General features: G+C 76.5%; 13 protein-coding genes and 3 pseudogenes. 6 read left to right on the top strand and 10 right to left on the bottom strand.

Going from position 1 to position 16036, the window contains the following annotated elements; translation table 11 throughout:
- Positions 1 to 246: 246 nt before the first annotated feature.
- Complete coding sequence (locus ACGFS9_RS10480) at positions 247 to 561, top strand: MerR family transcriptional regulator (RefSeq protein WP_393252024.1); 315 nt, start codon at positions 247 to 249, stop codon at positions 559 to 561.
- A gap of 316 nt (positions 562 to 877) precedes the next feature.
- Positions 878 to 1081 carry a cold-shock protein gene (locus ACGFS9_RS10485; protein WP_020871138.1) on the top strand — a complete coding sequence of 68 codons (204 nt, stop codon included), beginning with the start codon at positions 878 to 880 and terminating at the stop codon, positions 1079 to 1081.
- Between the two features lie 261 nt (positions 1082 to 1342).
- On the opposite strand, the gene ACGFS9_RS10490 is transcribed toward ACGFS9_RS10485, so the two are convergent.
- The 7 genes from ACGFS9_RS10490 to ACGFS9_RS10520 form a co-directional block, all read right to left on the bottom strand.
- A complete protein-coding gene (locus ACGFS9_RS10490; RefSeq protein ID WP_393252026.1) occupies positions 1343 to 1762 on the bottom strand; it encodes an ATP-binding protein in 420 nt (139 codons plus the stop codon).
- A 221-nt stretch (positions 1763 to 1983) separates the two neighbouring features.
- A complete protein-coding gene (locus ACGFS9_RS10495) occupies positions 1984 to 2433 on the bottom strand; it encodes a cupin domain-containing protein (protein WP_393252027.1) in 450 nt (149 codons plus the stop codon).
- Positions 2434 to 2570: 137 nt separating this feature from the next.
- Positions 2571 to 3653 carry an ABC transporter ATP-binding protein gene (locus ACGFS9_RS10500; RefSeq protein ID WP_393252029.1) on the bottom strand — a complete coding sequence of 361 codons (1083 nt, stop codon included), beginning with the start codon at positions 3651 to 3653 and terminating at the stop codon, positions 2571 to 2573.
- Positions 3654 to 3957: 304 nt separating this feature from the next.
- The gene (gene modB / locus ACGFS9_RS10505) at positions 3958 to 4848 is read right to left on the bottom strand and encodes a molybdate ABC transporter permease subunit (protein ID WP_393252030.1); all 891 of its coding nucleotides are present in this window, start codon (positions 4846 to 4848) and stop codon (positions 3958 to 3960) included.
- A 95-nt stretch (positions 4849 to 4943) separates the two neighbouring features.
- Positions 4944 to 5783: a molybdate ABC transporter substrate-binding protein gene (gene modA / locus ACGFS9_RS10510; RefSeq protein ID WP_393252032.1), complete on the bottom strand. Its 840-nt coding sequence runs from the start codon at positions 5781 to 5783 to the stop codon at positions 4944 to 4946.
- A 595-nt stretch (positions 5784 to 6378) separates the two neighbouring features.
- A complete protein-coding gene (locus tag ACGFS9_RS10515; protein WP_393252033.1) occupies positions 6379 to 6774 on the bottom strand; it encodes a molybdopterin-binding protein in 396 nt (131 codons plus the stop codon).
- Between the two features lie 108 nt (positions 6775 to 6882).
- Complete coding sequence (locus ACGFS9_RS10520; protein ID WP_393252112.1) at positions 6883 to 8376, bottom strand: hypothetical protein; 1494 nt, start codon at positions 8374 to 8376, stop codon at positions 6883 to 6885.
- Between the two features lie 386 nt (positions 8377 to 8762).
- Between ACGFS9_RS10520 and ACGFS9_RS10525 the strand changes: the two are divergent.
- Together ACGFS9_RS10525 and ACGFS9_RS10530 are read left to right on the top strand one after the other, a co-directional pair.
- A pseudogene (locus ACGFS9_RS10525) lies at positions 8763 to 9323 on the top strand (hypothetical protein); the annotation flags it as partial.
- A gap of 612 nt (positions 9324 to 9935) precedes the next feature.
- A pseudogene (locus ACGFS9_RS10530) lies at positions 9936 to 10595 on the top strand (molybdopterin-dependent oxidoreductase); the annotation flags it as partial.
- A 430-nt stretch (positions 10596 to 11025) separates the two neighbouring features.
- Here the strand turns inward: ACGFS9_RS10530 and ACGFS9_RS10535 are convergent.
- From ACGFS9_RS10535 to ACGFS9_RS10545, 3 genes and pseudogenes are all read right to left on the bottom strand, one after another.
- On the bottom strand, positions 11026 to 11958 hold the full coding sequence (locus tag ACGFS9_RS10535; protein WP_393252035.1) for a class I SAM-dependent methyltransferase: 933 nt from the start codon (positions 11956 to 11958) through the stop codon (positions 11026 to 11028).
- A gap of 29 nt (positions 11959 to 11987) precedes the next feature.
- Positions 11988 to 12668, bottom strand: a complete 681-nt coding sequence (locus ACGFS9_RS10540; RefSeq protein ID WP_393252113.1) for a DUF2064 domain-containing protein — start codon at positions 12666 to 12668, stop codon at positions 11988 to 11990.
- Positions 12669 to 12958: 290 nt separating this feature from the next.
- Positions 12959 to 13651 (bottom strand): annotated as a pseudogene (locus ACGFS9_RS10545) (glycosyltransferase family 2 protein); the annotation flags it as partial.
- Positions 13652 to 13831: 180 nt separating this feature from the next.
- Here ACGFS9_RS10545 and ACGFS9_RS10550 point away from each other — a divergent pair.
- Both ACGFS9_RS10550 and ACGFS9_RS10555 read left to right on the top strand, forming a co-directional pair.
- Entirely contained in the window at positions 13832 to 14773 is a 942-nt protein-coding gene (locus ACGFS9_RS10550) for a response regulator transcription factor (protein WP_393252115.1), read from the top strand.
- Positions 14774 to 14787: 14 nt separating this feature from the next.
- Positions 14788 to 15885 (top strand): sensor histidine kinase, encoded by a 1098-nt coding sequence (locus ACGFS9_RS10555; protein WP_393252116.1) that lies wholly within the window; start codon positions 14788 to 14790, stop codon positions 15883 to 15885.
- The last annotated feature ends 151 nt before the right edge of the window (positions 15886 to 16036 follow it).

The following is a 16036-nucleotide window of genomic DNA, read 5'->3' on the forward strand; positions in this document are numbered from 1 at the left end:
GAGGACGGTCCCGAGATCGGGCGTGTGTCCTCCCACGCCACCACCGGCTCCGGTCCCCCACCAGCGCACCGGGCCGTCCGGGTGAGCGGACCCCCGGGGGGCCGTCCCCGCCCGCCGGCGATCCCCGCCGGACCGCTTCCGTCCTCCTCGGGCCCCGCCGGCCGTGCCCGGACCCCGGCGGATGCCGGTCGCCGGCGGCCCGGATCTGCCAGAGTGGACGTGATGCACGCGCTCCAGGGAAGCACCATGGACCCTTCCGACCGGTTCGACGACGACGAGTACCCCGCCTACACGATGGGTCGTGCCGCCGAGCTGATCGGCGCCACCCCGGCCTTCCTGCGGGCCGTCGGGGAGGCCGGGCTGATCACCCCGCTGCGGTCCGACGGCGGGCACCGGCGGTACTCCCGCACCCAGCTGCGCGTCGCGGCACGCGCCCGCGACCTCGTGGACCAGGGCACGCCGGTCGAGGCCGCCTGCCGCATCGTCTCGCTGGAGGACAGCCTCGACGAGGCCCTGCGGATCAACGCGGAACTGCGGGGCGCCGGGCGGTTCGGCCCGTAGGGCGTCCGGGGAGTCGGGGCCGGGCCGGTGGGCGCCGGGCGGCGGCCGGGGCGGTTTCGGGACCGATTGCACCCGCGCCGCGAATATCTGTATCGGCCGGTGCAGAATTTGGTCGGCGACCCCGCGAGGTTTTGATATTCCCCCCGTGGGGGTGAGATAGTGCGCGCCCTTCGCCGCTCGTACCGTGCTAGTGTCGATTTCAGTTGCAGTTGTGGTTCCCAGAGTTTTTCCGGTGCATTCCGGTTGGGGCAATCATTGCGGCGACGCAGGTCCACACAGTGTGGGCCTTCGAGCTTTGCCCCGAAGGAGATTTGACATGGCTACTGGCACCGTGAAGTGGTTCAACGCGGAAAAGGGCTTCGGCTTCATCGAGCAGGACGGCGGCGGCGCCGACGTCTTCGCCCACTACTCGAACATCGCCACCTCCGGCTTCCGTGAGCTCCAGGAAGGCCAGAAGGTGACCTTCGACGTCACGCAGGGCCAGAAGGGCCCGCAGGCGGAGAACATCGTCCCCGCCTAGTCGAGGACGCCGGATGGCCGGTTCCGCACCTCCGGGTGCGGAACCGGCCATCCGTTTTTTTGCGCCCCGGCGATCCCGCGCGCCGTTCGCGTCGCCCCGGCGCTCCGGTCCGCCTCTCCCGTTCGGCACGTGAAATTCGGGTGTCTTTTCCGGGAACCGTGCGCGGAATCCCGCTGCGTTTTTCCGGTGGGCCCGAGGGCGCCGCGACGGCGGGTCGGGCCGGCGCCGGTCGGTGCCTCCCCGCCGGTTCCGCCCCGGGCGTCACACGGCGAGGACCGCCCGGACGGTCTTTCCGCCGAGACCGGTGGCGACGACCTCCAGGCTGTGGGCGAGCTGCTCGACCATGGCCAGCCCCCGGCCGCTCTCCGACTCGGTGTCCAGGACGCCGACCCTCGGCTGTCCGGGGCTGTCGTCGTGGACCTCGACCGTCAGCAGCCCGTGCCCGAGCTGGAGCCGCAGCCGGCAGCCGCTCCGTGCGTGCCGCACGGCGTTCGCGACGAGTTCGGAGGCGATCAGGGTCGCGTCGTCCACCTGGTCGGCGGTCGGCGACGCGAGCGACGGTCGTGGCCGGGTCAGGAACGCCGTCGTCAGCTTGCGGGCCCTGCCCGCCGAGACGGCCGTACGCGGCAGGGCGTACTCGACATGGGCGGTCGGCCTGACGGTGCGCGGCTGCGCACGCATGACTGACACCTCTCTTCCCCCTCCCAGGACATCCGGCGCCCGTCCGACGACTCCTTCCGTCGGCCGAGTCCCCGCGCCGAACGGTGCGCGGCCGGTCCTGCCCCCGGGTGATGCCCCTCCGGAACGCTCCGCAACCAGGGACGTACGTCACAAAGGCGTCCCCGGCGGTCCGCGCCGTCCGGCGACAGGTGCCCGCCTCCCCGGGTCCCGCACCCCGGCGCTCAGGTCAGGAGCCGGAAGTCCTCGTAGGCGAAGCCCGGTGCCACCACGCAGCTGACCAGCACCTCCTCGTCGCCGGCGGGGCGGGCCGACTGCCAGACCCCGCCGGGGACGAGGAGTTGGGGATGCTCGCCCGCCTCGACGCGGGGACCGAGTCGGTGGACCGCCGCGGCCGGTTCCGGGGTGCGGCCGTCGCCGCCGAGCAGCAGGTCGAGGGGGCCGCCCCGGTGCCAGAACCACAGTTCGTCGGAGCGGACGGTGTGCCAGGCGGAGGTGTCCGCCGGGGTGAGGAGGAAGAGGATCGCCGAGGCCGCGGCGCGCGGCCCGGGGTACCCCTCGGGTCGGAACGACCGCGGCGCGCGCCACGTCTCGACGAACCAGCCGCCCTCCGGGTGCGGGCGCATGTCCAGGGCGGCGGCCAGGTCGGGGATTTCCGGTTCGGTAGACGTCACCCCCTGCGTGTATCACGGGCGCCCAGGGGGTTCAACGACTCCCCGGTGGGGCGGGGGTGGAGTCGCGGGCGGCGGGGTCCCTCCGGCGCCGCCGCCCCGGAGGCACCGGGTCCCGCCGCCCGGTCCCGTCGCGGTGCTCAGGCGGGATAGGCGTGGGTCTGGGTCGCCTTGACGGTGGCCCAGGCGGATGCGCCCGGCCGCAGGTCGAGTTCGGCCGCGGCGACCGTCGTCAGGTCGGCGGCGAGCGGGAGTTCACCGGCGAGGTCCACCCGGATCTGGTCCCCGTGGGTCTCCAGTCCGCGGACCTCGCACCGCCACACGTTGCGCGCGCTGGAGCCGGTGGGCCGGTCGCGGTGGAGGGTGACGGCGCCCGGCGGGAAGGCGACGAAGACCGGACCCCGCAGGTCCTCGGTCGTGGTGATCTCCGGGCCGGTGTCCAGGCGCACGGTGTGTCCGTCGGCGCGGCCCCGGTAGAGGTTGAGGCCGACGAGCTGGGCGATGTAGTCGGTCCGCGGCCGGCGGGCGATCTCCGCGGGGCCGCCCTGCTGCACGACCTGCCCGTCCTCGACGACGACGAGCCGGTCGGCCAGCACCATCGCGTCCAGCGGATCGTGCGTCACGAGCACCGCCACGGCCTCGAACTCGGACAGGTGCCGGCGCAGTTGGGCGCGCACCTCCAGACGGGTGCGGGCGTCCAGCGCGGCGAGCGGCTCGTCCAGCAGCAGCAGCCGGGGCCGGGTGGCGAGTGCCCGCGCGACGGCGACGCGCTGGGCCTGGCCGCCGGACAGCCGGCCCGGCTTCGTCCCCGCGTGACCGGCCAGGCCCATGCGGTCCAGCCAGGCACCGGCCACGGCGCGCGCCTCCGCCTTCGCCACGCCCCGGCAGCGCGGCCCGAAGGCGACGTTGTCGAGGGCGGTGAGGTGCGGGAAGAGCAGGTAGTCCTGGAAGACGACGCCGACCGGGCGGTGCTCGGGGGCCGTGCGGTCCAGCAGCGCGCCGTCGAGCCGCAGCCTTCCTCCCTCGTCGAGCGGGGTGAGTCCGGCGAGGGCGCGCAGGGCCGTGGTCTTGCCCGCACCGTTCGGGCCGAGGAGGGCGACGACCTCGCCGGGGGCCGCGCTCAGCTCGACGTCGAGGCGGAACGCGCCGCGCCGGACGATCAGACGGGCGTCCAGCCCGGCGTCGGGCGCCGCGGCCGGAGCGGCAGCGGAGGTCTCGGTCATCGCACGGTCCTCCTCGTCCCCTTCGCGCCGGTCTCGCCGGTCTCGCCGGTCTCGCCGATCTCGCCGAACACGTCGATCACGTCCGTCCGCTGTCTCGTCCGGCTTGCCCGCCTGGTCCGCCTCGTCCGCCTCGCCTGACGGGTCCTTCGCGCCGGTGCCGCGCCGGACGTCCGTCCGCCGCCGGTCGCGAGGCCCCGATCCCCGCGCCGTGCCCGCGACCGCCCGCGACCGCCCGCGGCGGCCCGCAGGCGCCGCACGGCCGCCGCCCCGGTCGCGGTGACCGCCCGGACCACGAGCACGCCGCTCACGAGGCCGTCAGCCAGCGGTCGCGCAGTCCGGCGAGCACGGCGATCGACACGGCCAGCAGGACCAGGCTCAGCGCGATCGCCGCGTCCGGGTCGCTCTGCAGGGCCAGGTACACGGCCAGCGGCATGGTCTGCGTGCGGCCCGGAAAGTTCCCCGCGAAGGTGATCGTCGCCCCGAACTCGCCGAGCGCCCGGGCCCACGCGAGGACGGCGCCGGCGGCGATGCCCGGGGCGATCAACGGCAGGGTGACCCGGCGGAACGCGGTGAAGCGGGACGCGCCGAGGGTCGTGGCCGCCTCCTCGTAGCGGGGGTCGGCGGCGCGCAGGGTGCCCTCCACGCTGATCACGAGGAAGGGCATCGCCACGAACGCCTCGGCCACGACGACGCCGGCCGTGGTGAAGGGCAGCGTGACGCCGAACCAGGAGTCGAGGTACCGGCCCACGACGCCGTTGCGTCCGAGGGCCATCAGCAGGGCCACCCCGCCCACCACCGGGGGCAGCACGAGCGGCAGGGTGACCAGCGCCCGGACGAGGCCGCGTCCGCGGAAGCGGGTGCGGGCCAGCAGCCAGGCGAGCGGCACACCGAGCAGCAGGCTCACCGCGGTCGCCGCCGTCGCCGAGACCAGGGACAGCCGGAGCGCCTGCCACACCTCGGGTTTGGCGAGCTGCTCCGGGAGGCTGCGCCAGGGCGCCCGGACGACCAGCGCGAGCAGCGGCAGCAGCAGGAACGCGAGCCCGGCCAGGGCGGGCAGCAGCAGGGGCAGCGGTGCCCCGTTCCGGAGTCGGCCGCCCGCCCCGGTCCGCCGCCGCACCCGTCCGCGCCGCGGCCCCCCGGTCAGGGGGTCGGCCGGCGCGGCGGAGGGGTCGGGCGTGGGCACGGGATCACTCATGTCCTCAGGAGAAGGGCTGGGGGTCACGGCGGCAAGGCGCCGTGCCGGGGGCTCCCGGGTTGCGGCCGGGAGCCGGGGCGGGCGGAGCCCGCGGGTCAGGACGCGGGCTCCAGGAATCCGGCCGCCGTCAGCACCTTCTGGCCGGCCGGGGACCGCACCAGGGCGATGAACGCCTTGGCGGCCGCCGTGTTGGGCGCGTCCTTGAGCAGGGCGATCGGGTAGTCGTTGACGGCGCCCGCGGCCTCGGGGAACTCCACGCCCTCCACCTTGTCGCCCGCGGCCTTCACGTCGGTCTGGTAGACGACCGCCGCGTCGGCCTCCTTCAGCTCGACCTTGGTCAGGGCGCTCTTGACGTCCTGCTCGTAGGAGACGGGGGTCAGCTTCAGGTGGCTCGCGTCCAGCGCCTTCCGGGCCGCGGAGCCGCACGGCACCGTCTCGTCGCAGAGCACGACCTTCAGGTCCGGCGCGGTGAGGTCCTTCAGGGAGGCGACCTTGCCGGGGTTGCCGGGCAGCGTGGCGATCTCCAGCCGGTTGCGCACGAAGGTGGTGGGGGCGGTCGCCGTCTCGTTCCTGCCGGTCACGACGTCCATCGTCGTGGGGCTGGCCGCCGCGAACACGTCCGCCGGCGCGCCGCCCGTGATGCTCGCGGCGAGGGTGTCGCTGCCGCCGAAGTTGAACGTGACCTTCGTGCCCGGGTGCTCCCGCTCGAACTCCTTGCCGAGGGCCGTGAAGCTCTCCGTCAGCGAGGCCGCGGCGAACACGGTCACCGTGCCGCCGAGCTTCGCCGAGGAATCGCCCGAGGACGCGCCAGGCGCGGAGGGGGAGTCGCCGGAGGACGAGCAGGCGGTGAGGGCCAGCAGGGCGGCGGCACCGATGCCGGCCGCCTGAAGGGCCGGGCCGGTGCGGCGGGTCCGGCGCGCGGGTCGGGTCGTCACGGTCTGCTCCCTCGGAGGACGGAACGCTGAGGCTCGCCTGAAGTCTCCGTCGGGATCTTCAGGCCGGAGTCGTGTTCGGCACACGCCGATCATACTGGCGCAGATGCCAGGGAAAAGTCTGTTGTCGCATTGCATAAGCAGTCGACAGGGATTCGGGTGTGCGCATGTGCGTTTCCACGAGGCGGGCGTGGGTGGGTGGGAGAGCGCGACGGCGAGGACACCGCCGCGGTGCGGGCGGCGGTGGGTGACGGGAGCGGTCCCGAGGAGGTGAGGGCCGTCGTCCGCCGCGCCCGGTCGCCCGGAGACCCCCGGGAACGGCGGACGCACGGGCGTGGAGTCCAGGGAACGGCCGGACGCACGTGCAGGGAGGCGGGAGCGTGCGGGAGCGGCGGGACGCCCGGACGTGGAGGCGCGGGAGGGTGGGGCGTGCGGACACGGAGCCTCGGGAACGGGGCGGGACGCACCGGCACCGAACGGCTCGACCGCACGGCCCGCGGGGGTGGTCCCGCAGGACCTGACGGGCGACCGCCGGGGCACCCGACTGCCGTCAGGGTGCTGCCCCGTACCGGCTCCCGCCCGGGGCAGGGGGGCGGGGTCAGGTCCGGTCGATGTGCACGTTCGTCGACTTGACGCGGGCGGTGGCCTCCACGCCGACCTCCAGGCCCAGCTCCTCGACGGCCTCGCGGGTCAGCAGGGACACCATCCGGTGCGGTCCCGCCTGGATCTCCACCTGGGCCGCGACGTCGCCGAGTTTCACGGCGGTGACGATGCCGGGGAAGGCGTTGCGCACGGACGTGTGGGAGGGGACGCCGTCCTCGCCGCCGGTCCTGGCGAGCTCCACCGAGAAGGCGGCCAGGTCGCGGCCGTCGATGAGCCGCCGGCCGCCCTCGTCGCGGTGGGTGGGCACCCGCCCGGCATCCGCCCAGCGCCGGGCCGTGTCGGGGCTCACCCCGAGGAGCCGGGCGGCCTGGCCGATGGTGTACGACTGCATACGCGCGACCATAGGCAGCCGGTCGACACCGCCGCAAGCCGGTCGGGACCGGCCCCGCGGCCCGCCCCGCCGGGGCCCCCGCCGCCTTCGGGCCGGGGCCCCGCGAGGTCACCAGCCGGTCAGCAGCAGGTGGTTGAGGAGCAGGGCCAGGGTCGCCTGGACGACCAGCCAGGCGCGGGGCCGGGGGAGGAACGCGCACGCGGGGAGCATCCACAGGACGAACGGCAGCCAGATGCGTTCGGTCTCCGCCTTGCTCATGCCGGAGAGGTCGGCGACGAGGAGCGCGATCAGCGCGGCGACGACCAGGACGGCGAGCCGCGGGGCGCCGCCCGTGTCCGCTCCGGGGCCGCCGTCGCCGTCGGTTCCGGTTCCGCCGGCCGGCGCGGGGCCGTCGGGGGCCGCCGGAGCCGGGGTGGTGGTGGCCTCGGCGGAGCGGCCGGTGCCGGACCGGCGGGGGGCGGGTTCGGAGGGCCGGGCGGCCGCCGCGGTCAGGCGCAGGGTGGTCAGTCCCGCCCGGCGCAGGCCCGCGACGGTGGCCGGGCCCGCGATCAGCACCGTGCAGGCGAGGTTCGCCCACACCCAGTAGCCGTAGGGGCGGATGCCGCCCGCCCCTTCGTAGTAACGGGTGACCAGCAGGTTGTACGCCTCCCACCAGTTGAAGCCGACCAGGGAGAACACCAGCGGCACGACGGTGAGTCCGGCCAGGACGAACGGCATCGGGCGCAGCCGGGGACGCGTCCCGAGCAGCACCGCCGCCGCCGCGATCACCGCGAACAGCGTCAGCCCGTACGAGAGGTAGGCGGTCAGCCCGAAGAGGAGCCCGGAGGCGAGGCCGGCCGTCCGCGGGCGGTGCCCGGTGACGGCGAGGGCGAGCAGGGCGATCGCCCAGGCGGCGACCGCGGCGAAGTAGCCGTCGGCGGACGTGCCCATCCAGACGGCCGCCGGGGCGAGCACCAGGAAGGGCGCCGCCCGCCGGGCGAGCGCCTCGCCCGCCAGCGCGCGGACCGCGACGAGTACCGCCAGCGCGCCGGTGGCGCCCACGGTCACGCACCAGACGCCCGCCCACGCCCCGCCGCTCAGACCGATGCGGTCGAGGAACACGAAGGTGAGCGTGGCGGCCGGCGGGTGGCCGGCGATGTGCGCGGGCCAGTGGTCCGGCGAGTGGATCAGGATGTGGTGGGTGAAGTCCCGCAGGGCCGCGGGGATGTCGTGGAAGCGGTTCACCGGCGAGATGACCTGGAGGTACTCGTAGCGGGCGGTGAGGCGGCCGGCCACGCCGCGCTGCCAGCCGTCGATCAGCGCGAGCGAGAACGTCCACGCCGTCGCCGTGCCCCACGCGGCGGGCAGCAGCCACCGCCAGGGGAGCCGTGCGGCGAGCGGCGGTCCGTAGGCGACGACGGCGACGGCCAGGGCGATCGCCGCGGCGGTTCCCGGTCCGAGATGGGGCCCCCACCGCCCGTAGAGCGGAGCCGCGCTGACGAACAGCGTGCCGTCGCTGTGCTCGATGACGTAGCCGACGACCGCCGCGGTCGCGACGAGCAGGGCCGCGCCGACGGCGACGGCGAGATCGCCGCGGAGCCCGCCCGTCCGCTCGCCGAGCAGCGCGTCGGTCAGTTCCCCGGAGCGGGCGCGGGCCCGGACCCGGGAGGCGACCGCGGCCTGCAGCCGTGAGGGGCCGCGGGAACGGCCGGGGCCGGGGGGCGCGGGTGGCGGTCCGGCGGCGTCCGGGGCGGCGCGGTCCTCGCCGGGAGCCGCGGACGCGGGCGGGGCGGGGGAGGGCGCCGGGGGCGGGACGCGGGAGGCGGCCTGGGGGCGGTCGTCGAGCAGATCGCGGGGAGGATCGCCGGGCAGGTCGCGGGAGAGATCGCGGTTCACCCTGGCACGCTAGGCCGGTCGGCCCCCGACAGGACCGCGACAGGGGTGGACGTCAGAGTTTCGTCATGGTTTGAGTACCCGTTCGGGGGGTCGTCGCGGCCTACGGTCGGGACATGCCACGGTCTCCCTCCTCACCCGCGTTCTGGCGCAGCCCGCTGCGTGGTCCCTGGTTCACCTCCGTCCTCGGCGTGGTGCTGCTCGTCGGCATCACGGTGATGTTCGTGACCGGACTGCTCTCGTACGCGGCGTACAACCCGAACCTCGCGCCGGTGAACGACAAGACCCCCGACAAGGGGATCCTCGGCTTCTACCTGTTCTCCTGGCCGACCCACCCGGTGTGGCTGTACCGCCTCACCCAAGGGGTGCACGTCACGCTCGGCATCACGCTGATCCCGGTGCTGCTGGCGAAGCTGTGGTCGGTCGTCCCCAAGCTGTTCGCGCTGCCCCCGGCCCGCTCGCTCGCGCACGCCCTGGAGCGGCTCTCGCTGCTCCTGCTCGTCGGCGGCGCCCTCTTCGAGTTCGTCACCGGCGTCCTCAACATCCAGCTCGACTACATCTTCCCCGGCTCCTTCTACACGCTGCACTTCTACGGCGCCTGGGTGTTCATCGCGGCCTTCGTGACCCACGCGGTGCTGCGCGTGCCGACGGCTCTGCGCAACCTGCGGGGGATGCGGGGGCGCGGCCCGTGGCCGGGGAGCCCGGACGCGCCGGACGGGCCGGACGCCCGGGACGCGCAGGCCGTGCCGGACCCCTCCGGCGCCGCGGCGGGCCGCCCCGGCCCGGCGCCGGGCGGACCCGGTGGCTCCGCGGCTCCGGGCGGCTCCGGGGTCCGGGGCGAGCCCGGTGCGGGGGACGCCGGGGGAGGCCGGGACACCGACGGCCCGGGTGCCGTCCCGGGCCGTCCGGCGCCGGCCGCCGGGCCGGGCCCGGAGGCCGCCCGGCCCGGCCCGGCGGCCGGCGCCCCCGGTGGATCAGCACCCCCGGACGCCGGCGCACCGGGGCGTGCGGCTCCCGCGCCCGGACCGCAGCGGGCCGAGCCCGGCGGCGCGGGTGAGGAGTCCGGTGCCGCGGCGGCCGGGTCCGGGCCCGGGGACGCCGAGTCCGGTGCCGCGGCGGCCGGGTCCCGCGCCGGTGTCCGGGACGGTGGGACCGCGGACGGTGCCGACGGGAGCGGTGCCGCCACGGGGCCGGCGCACGGGCCGGCCCGCCCGTCCGGCGGCCGGGACCGGGCACCGGACGGCACGGACGCGCCGCGGCTGCCCGCCGGCGGCGCACCCGCCCGTCCCGAGGACGAGCTGATCTCCCCCGACCCGCTGCCCCCCACCGTCTCCCGGCGGGGCGCCCTCGCGTTCGTCGGCGGCGGGTCCCTGCTGCTGGCCGCCACCACGGTGGGCCACAGCTTCGACGCCCCGGTGCGCGAGACCGCCCTGCTCGCCCCGCACGGCGGCCCGGAACCGGGCACGGGGCCCGGTGCCTTCCAGATCAACAAGACGGCCGCGTCGCGGGGCATCCGGCCCGCCGAGACCACCGAGGAGGCGTGGCGCCTGGTCGTCACCGGCAACGGCCGGACCGTCCGGCTGAGCCGCGCCCGGCTGCTGCAACTGCCGCAGCACGGGGCCGAGCTGCCCATCGCCTGCGTCGAGGGCTGGTCGACCTCCGACCAGGCGTGGCGGGGCGTGCGGCTGCGGGATCTCGCCGGGCTCGTCGGCTACGAGGGCGACGCCGCGCCGGACGTGATGGTGGAGTCGTTGCAGCGGGCCGGGGCCTTCCGCGTGGCGGCGCTGCGCCGCAACCAGGTCCGCGACCCGCTCTCGCTGCTCGCCCTCACCGTCAACGGCGCGGACCTGACCCCCGACCACGGCTTCCCGGCGCGGATCATCGTCCCCGCCGCGCCCGGGGTGCTGAACACCAAGTGGGTCACCCGGCTGACGTTCGGGGCCCTGTGATGACACGAGGGAGGCCCGACGTGGGAGACGAGGACGACAAGCGCGGCGGCGCGGTGCGACGGCGCGCGGGCGCCTTGCGGGAGCGCGTCGGGGGGCTGGGCCCGCGCGGCCGTCCGGCCTCCGTCGGGGAGCTGGTCGGCAGTCCCTTCCAGCTCCTGATGCTGGCCTTCACCTTCGCGCTCGCCGCCTACGCCGCGGTGCGGCTGCTCCAGGGCGACTGGTTCAAGGTGGCGCTGTGGTTCGTCGGCGCGGCCGTGCTGCACGACGTGGTCTTCGTGCCGCTGTACGCGGGCGCGGACCGGGCCGCGTCGGAGACCCTGAAGGCGACGGGCCACCGGAACCGGACGATGTACGTCCGCGTTCCGGCGGCCTTCTCCGGGCTGCTGCTGCTGATCTGGTACCCGCTCATCAGCGGCCAGGTGGCCGACCACTACCGGTCGGCCACCGCCCTGCCCGGCGACAGCTTCCTGGCCCACTGGCTGCTGATCACCGCGGCGCTGTTCGCCGGGTCCGCGCTGCTGCTCCTCCTGCGCACCGTCCGGCCGTCCCGGCCGGGACCGTTGCGCAGCACCACGAAGGAGCGCCCGCCGGCCTCCCACTGAGCGTCGGTGAGCCACCCGGCGCGTGCCGCGTGGCGCAGCAGGGCGGGGGTGCCGACACGGGCCCAGGGGAAGGCGGCCCGGTCGGCGGACGGGCCGCCGTCCCGCGGGTCGGCGCCCCCGCCCGCGGCGGACTCCGCCGCACCGCCCGCGCCGTGCGCCCCCGCGTCGGGGTGCGCGGCGCTGACGATGCTGACGTCCACGCGCTCGTCGACGTCGGCGCCGGCCACCGTCTCGGCGATCAGCAGCCCGCCCGGGGCGAGCAGTTCGGCGGTGCGCCGCAGCAGGGCGGCCGGGTCGCCGCCGATGCCGATGTTGCCGTCGACGAGCAGGGCGGTGCCCCACCGCCCCTCGGCGGGCAGCGGCTCGAAGACCGACCGGTGCAGGGCCTGGCCGCCGAGCCGCAGGGTCCGGGCGACGGCGGCCTCGCTGACGTCGATGCCGAGTGCCGGCCGTCCGCGCGCGGCCAGTTCCGCGACGAGCCGGCCCGGTCCGCAGCCCACGTCGAGCACGGTGCCCTCGCAGTACGCCAGCAGCTGGAGGTCCACGGCGTCGGCGCGGGCGCACCAGCGCTCCACCTCCAGCGGCAGCAGCCATCCGTCGGTGCGGCGCAGGAACAGCGGCCCGCGTTCGGCGCCGAGCGCGTCGGCGTAGGGGTCGGCGGCCCAGGACCGGGCGGCCCGCCCGCCGCTCCCGGCGGACCGGGGCGGCTCCGGGGCCGGGCTCGGCTCCGGGGCGGGGCGCGGCCCGAGGGTGTCGGTCACGCCGGGCGGGGTCGTCCCGCGGGCGGCGCTCACCGGGCGGCGCCCTGTGCGGCGGCCGCCGGTACCGGGCTCTCGGCCTGCGCCGGCACCGGTTGGGTGGCGGGCGCCCGCAGCGGGCCGCGCAGCCGGGCCAGTTCCGCGGCGAAGAGGCCGTCCGGCGCCGCCGCCGCGGCGGCGCTCGCGTCGGGCGCGGTGTCCACGTCGCGCAGCCGGGGCAGCTCCCGTACCCGCAGCCCGGCCTCGACCAGCCGGGCCCGCTGCACGGCACCGGTGGTGTCCGTGGACATCGGCACGCCCAGCAGCAGGCCGGGATCGGGGTCGGCCAGTCCGAGCGCCCAGAAGCCGCCGTCGTCGGCCGGCCCGAAGTACGCGTCACAGTCCGCGAAGTCGACGGTGAGCAGCGCGGGTGTCACCTGCGGGGTGTCCATGCCGACCAGCAGCGCGGGCCCGTCGCATCCGGCGAAGGCCGCCGCGAGCCGCTCGTCCAGGGTGCCGGCGCACTGCGGTACGACGTCGAAGCCGTCCGGCAGCCAGTCGCCGGGCGTGCCGTCGAGGACCAGCACCCGCCGCCGTGCGGGCGTCGCCGCCACGGCGCGCAGGGTGTCCGCGAGGGCCGCCTCGGCGAGGGCCGCCGCCTCTTGGGGGGAGAACGCCGGGGTGAGCCGGGTCTTCACCCGGCCGGGCCGCGGCTCCTTGGCGATGACGAGCAGGGTGACGGCCTCGGGACCCTCCGGGCCCTCGGGGCGCGCGGGGCCGGTGCGGCCTGCGGTGGATGCGGGGCTCACTGGACGGATCCTCCTCGGGGTGTCGCGGACGCCGGCGCGGACGGGCGGGCGGGCGCCGGTGGGGGAGCGGTGGCCGATGCGTGGGCCGGGGCCGGGTCCGGGGCCTCGGCGTCGGGCACGGCCTGGGAGGGCACCCCGGCGGACCGCGCGGGGGCGCCGCACGTCGTCCCGGGCGCCGCGCCGGCCTGTGCGGCGACGGGGGACGCGGGGAGTTCGGCCGGGACGGGCACCGGGGGCTCGGCCAGCACGCGGCTCATGTCCCGGACCGCCTGCCAGGTGCCGCGCCAGGTCCCGGTGACCTTGGAGGCGCCGGTGCGCGGCAGGTAGGGCACGTCGTGCTCGGTGACGCGCCAGCCGGCGTCGGAGGCGCGGACGACCATCTGGAGCGGGTAGCCGCTGCGCCGGTCGGTGAGCCCGAGGCCGAGCAGCGCCTCGCGCCGGGCGGCGCGCAGCGGCCCGAGGTCGTGCAGCCGCAGTCCGGTGCGGCGCCGGAGCATCCGCGCCAGCGCGATGTTGCCGGCGCGCGCGTGCGGGGGCCAGGCGCCGCGTTCCCGGGGCCGCCGTCTGCCGAGCACCAGGTCGGCGTCGCCGGCCAGGACCTCGGCGACGAAGGGCTGGAGCAGGGCGGGGTCGAGCGAGCCGTCGCAGTCGCAGAAGCAGACGATGTCCGCGGTGGCCGCGGTCAGGCCGGCGTGGCAGGCGGCGCCGAATCCGCGGCGCTCCTCCCGCACGACGGTCGCGCCCAGGTCGCGGGCCAGCTCGGCGGAGCCGTCCGTGGAGCCGTTGTCCACCACCAGCGCCCGCCAGCCGGGCGGAATGCGGGACAGCACCCAGGGCAGGGCGCCGGCCTCGTCGAGGCACGGCAGAACCACGTCGACGTCCGGGTTCGGTACGGAGAAGGTCGTCACGGCCTCACCCTACGAACGCGAAAGGGATATACCGGACTTCGGGACCTTACGAAACACGGACGTCGGCTGCGGGGAGCCACGCCGGGCCCGCCCGGGTGGGACGCTGGAGACATGCATCAGCCGCACGAATCCCCAGGTACCGGCGCCGGAGAGGGTCAGGACCCCGGCGCCGGTCCGGACCTGCGCGCGACCTCGGGAGCCGCCGCGAGGAAGGACTCCGCTCCCGGCGTGGCGCCCCCGCGTGTCCTGGTCGTCGACGACGATCCGACCGTGTCCGAGGTCGTCTCCGGCTACCTCGACCGTGCCGGCTACGTCGTGGACCGGGCGGCGGACGGTCCCGCCGCACTGGCCCGCGCCGCCGCGCACCGGCCCGACCTGGTGGTGCTCGACCTGATGCTTCCCGGCATGGACGGCCTGGAGGTGTGCCGCCGGCTGCGCGCACAGGGGCCCGTGCCGGTCATCATGCTCACCGCGCGCGGCGACGAGGACGACCGCATCCTCGGTCTGGAGGTCGGCGCCGACGACTACGTGACCAAGCCCTTCAGCCCCCGCGAACTCGTCCTGCGCGTCGAGTCGGTGCTGCGCAGGGCCCGCCCCGCCGCCGCCGCGCTCCCGCTGCACGCCGCCGGGCTGACCATCGACCCGACGGCCCGCCGCGCCGCGAAGAACGGAGTCGAACTCTCCCTCACCCTGCGGGAGTTCGACCTCCTGGCCTTCTTCCTCAAGCACCCCGGCCGGGCGTACGCGCGCGAGGACCTGATGCGGGAGGTGTGGGGGTGGGACTTCGGCGACCTGTCGACGGTCACCGTCCACGTCCGCCGGCTGCGCGGCAAGGTCGAGGACGACCCGGCGCGCCCCCGGCTGATCCAGACGGTCTGGGGAGTCGGCTACCGCTTCGACGAGACCGGGGGCGACGCGCCCGCGCTCGCCGACCGCGCCGGGGCGAGCGGCCCCGCACACCCGGAGCGGGCGGATCGCGCGCACCCCGAGGACCGGGCGCCCGGCAGCGGCTCCGGGACCGGCCGGCCGACCCCGGGGCCGGGCGACGGGCGGGGCGGTCCGCCGGCCCCGCCCGGCGGCGCCGGCTCCTCCACCGCACACCGGGAAGGGGCCCGCTCGTGACCGCGATACTCGCCATGGCCCTGTACGCCTTCCTGGGCGCCGCCGCGGCCGGTCTGGCCGGCGCGGGCGTCCTCTGGCTGATCCGGCGCCGCTCGCTGACCGCCTCGCTCGCGGTGGTGGCCGCGGTGGCCGTCTGCGCGATGCTCGCGGGCACGCTGGTCGTGGCGTGGGCGATGTTCCTGTCCTCGCACGACCTGTACGTGGTCACCACGGTCGTCGCGATGGCGGCCGTGGTCTCCCTCGCCACCGCCCTGCTGCTCGGCCGCTGGGTCGTGGCGCGCAGCAGGGCGCTGACGCTGGCCGCCCGTTCCTTCGGCGAGGGCGGCGACTTCGCCGCGCCCGCCGGTCCGGCGACCGCCGAACTGTCCGCTCTCAGCCGGGAACTGGCCGCGACCAGCCGCAAACTGGCGGAGTCCCGGGACCGTGAGCGGGCGCTGGAGACCTCGCGGCGCGAGCTCGTGGCCTGGATCTCGCACGACCTGCGCACCCCGCTGGCGGGGCTGCGGGCGATGTCGGAGGCGCTGGAGGACGGGGTGGCGGCGGACCCGGACCGCTATCTGCGCCAGATGCGCACGGAGGTCGAGCGCCTCAACGCCATGGTCGGCGACCTCTTCGAGCTGTCCCGTATCCACGCGGGCGCCCTCGCCCTGTCGCCCTCCCGCGTCTCCGTGTACGACCTGGTCGGCGACGCCCTCGCGGGCGCGGACCCGCTGGCCCGCGAGCACGGCGTCCGGCTGGTCGGCGACCGCGTCGACCAGGTGCCGATCGAGGTGGACGGCAAGGAGATGAGCCGTGTCCTCGGCAACCTCCTGGTCAACGCGATCCGCCGGACACCCGCGGACGGCACCGTCGCGGTCACCGCGGAACGCTCCGACACGGGCGTCGTGCTGTCCGTCACCGACGGCTGCGGCGGCATCCCGGAGGAGGATCTGCCGCGCGTCTTCGACACCGGCTGGCGCGGCACCCACGCCCGCACGCCCCCCGCGGGGGCGGGACTCGGACTCGCCATCGTCCGCGGCATCGTCGAGGCCCACAGCGGGCGGGCCGCCGTCCACAACGTCCCCGGCGGCTGCCGCTTCGAGGTCACCCTCCCCATGGCGGCCGGACTCTGACCCGCCTCCGCCCGGTCCGCCACCATCGGCTGGGCTGGGCTGGGCTGGGCTGGGCTGGGCAGAGCAGGAGCGGGGCGGGGGAGAGGCAGGAGCCCGGACCGGAGGGAGGGCGGACCGCCGGTCCGCCCTCCCTCCGCCTGCCGGTGCCCGT

It is taken from the genome of Streptomyces sp. NPDC048566 (assembly GCF_043199735.1).
GTDB lineage: Bacteria > Actinomycetota > Actinomycetes > Streptomycetales > Streptomycetaceae > Streptomyces.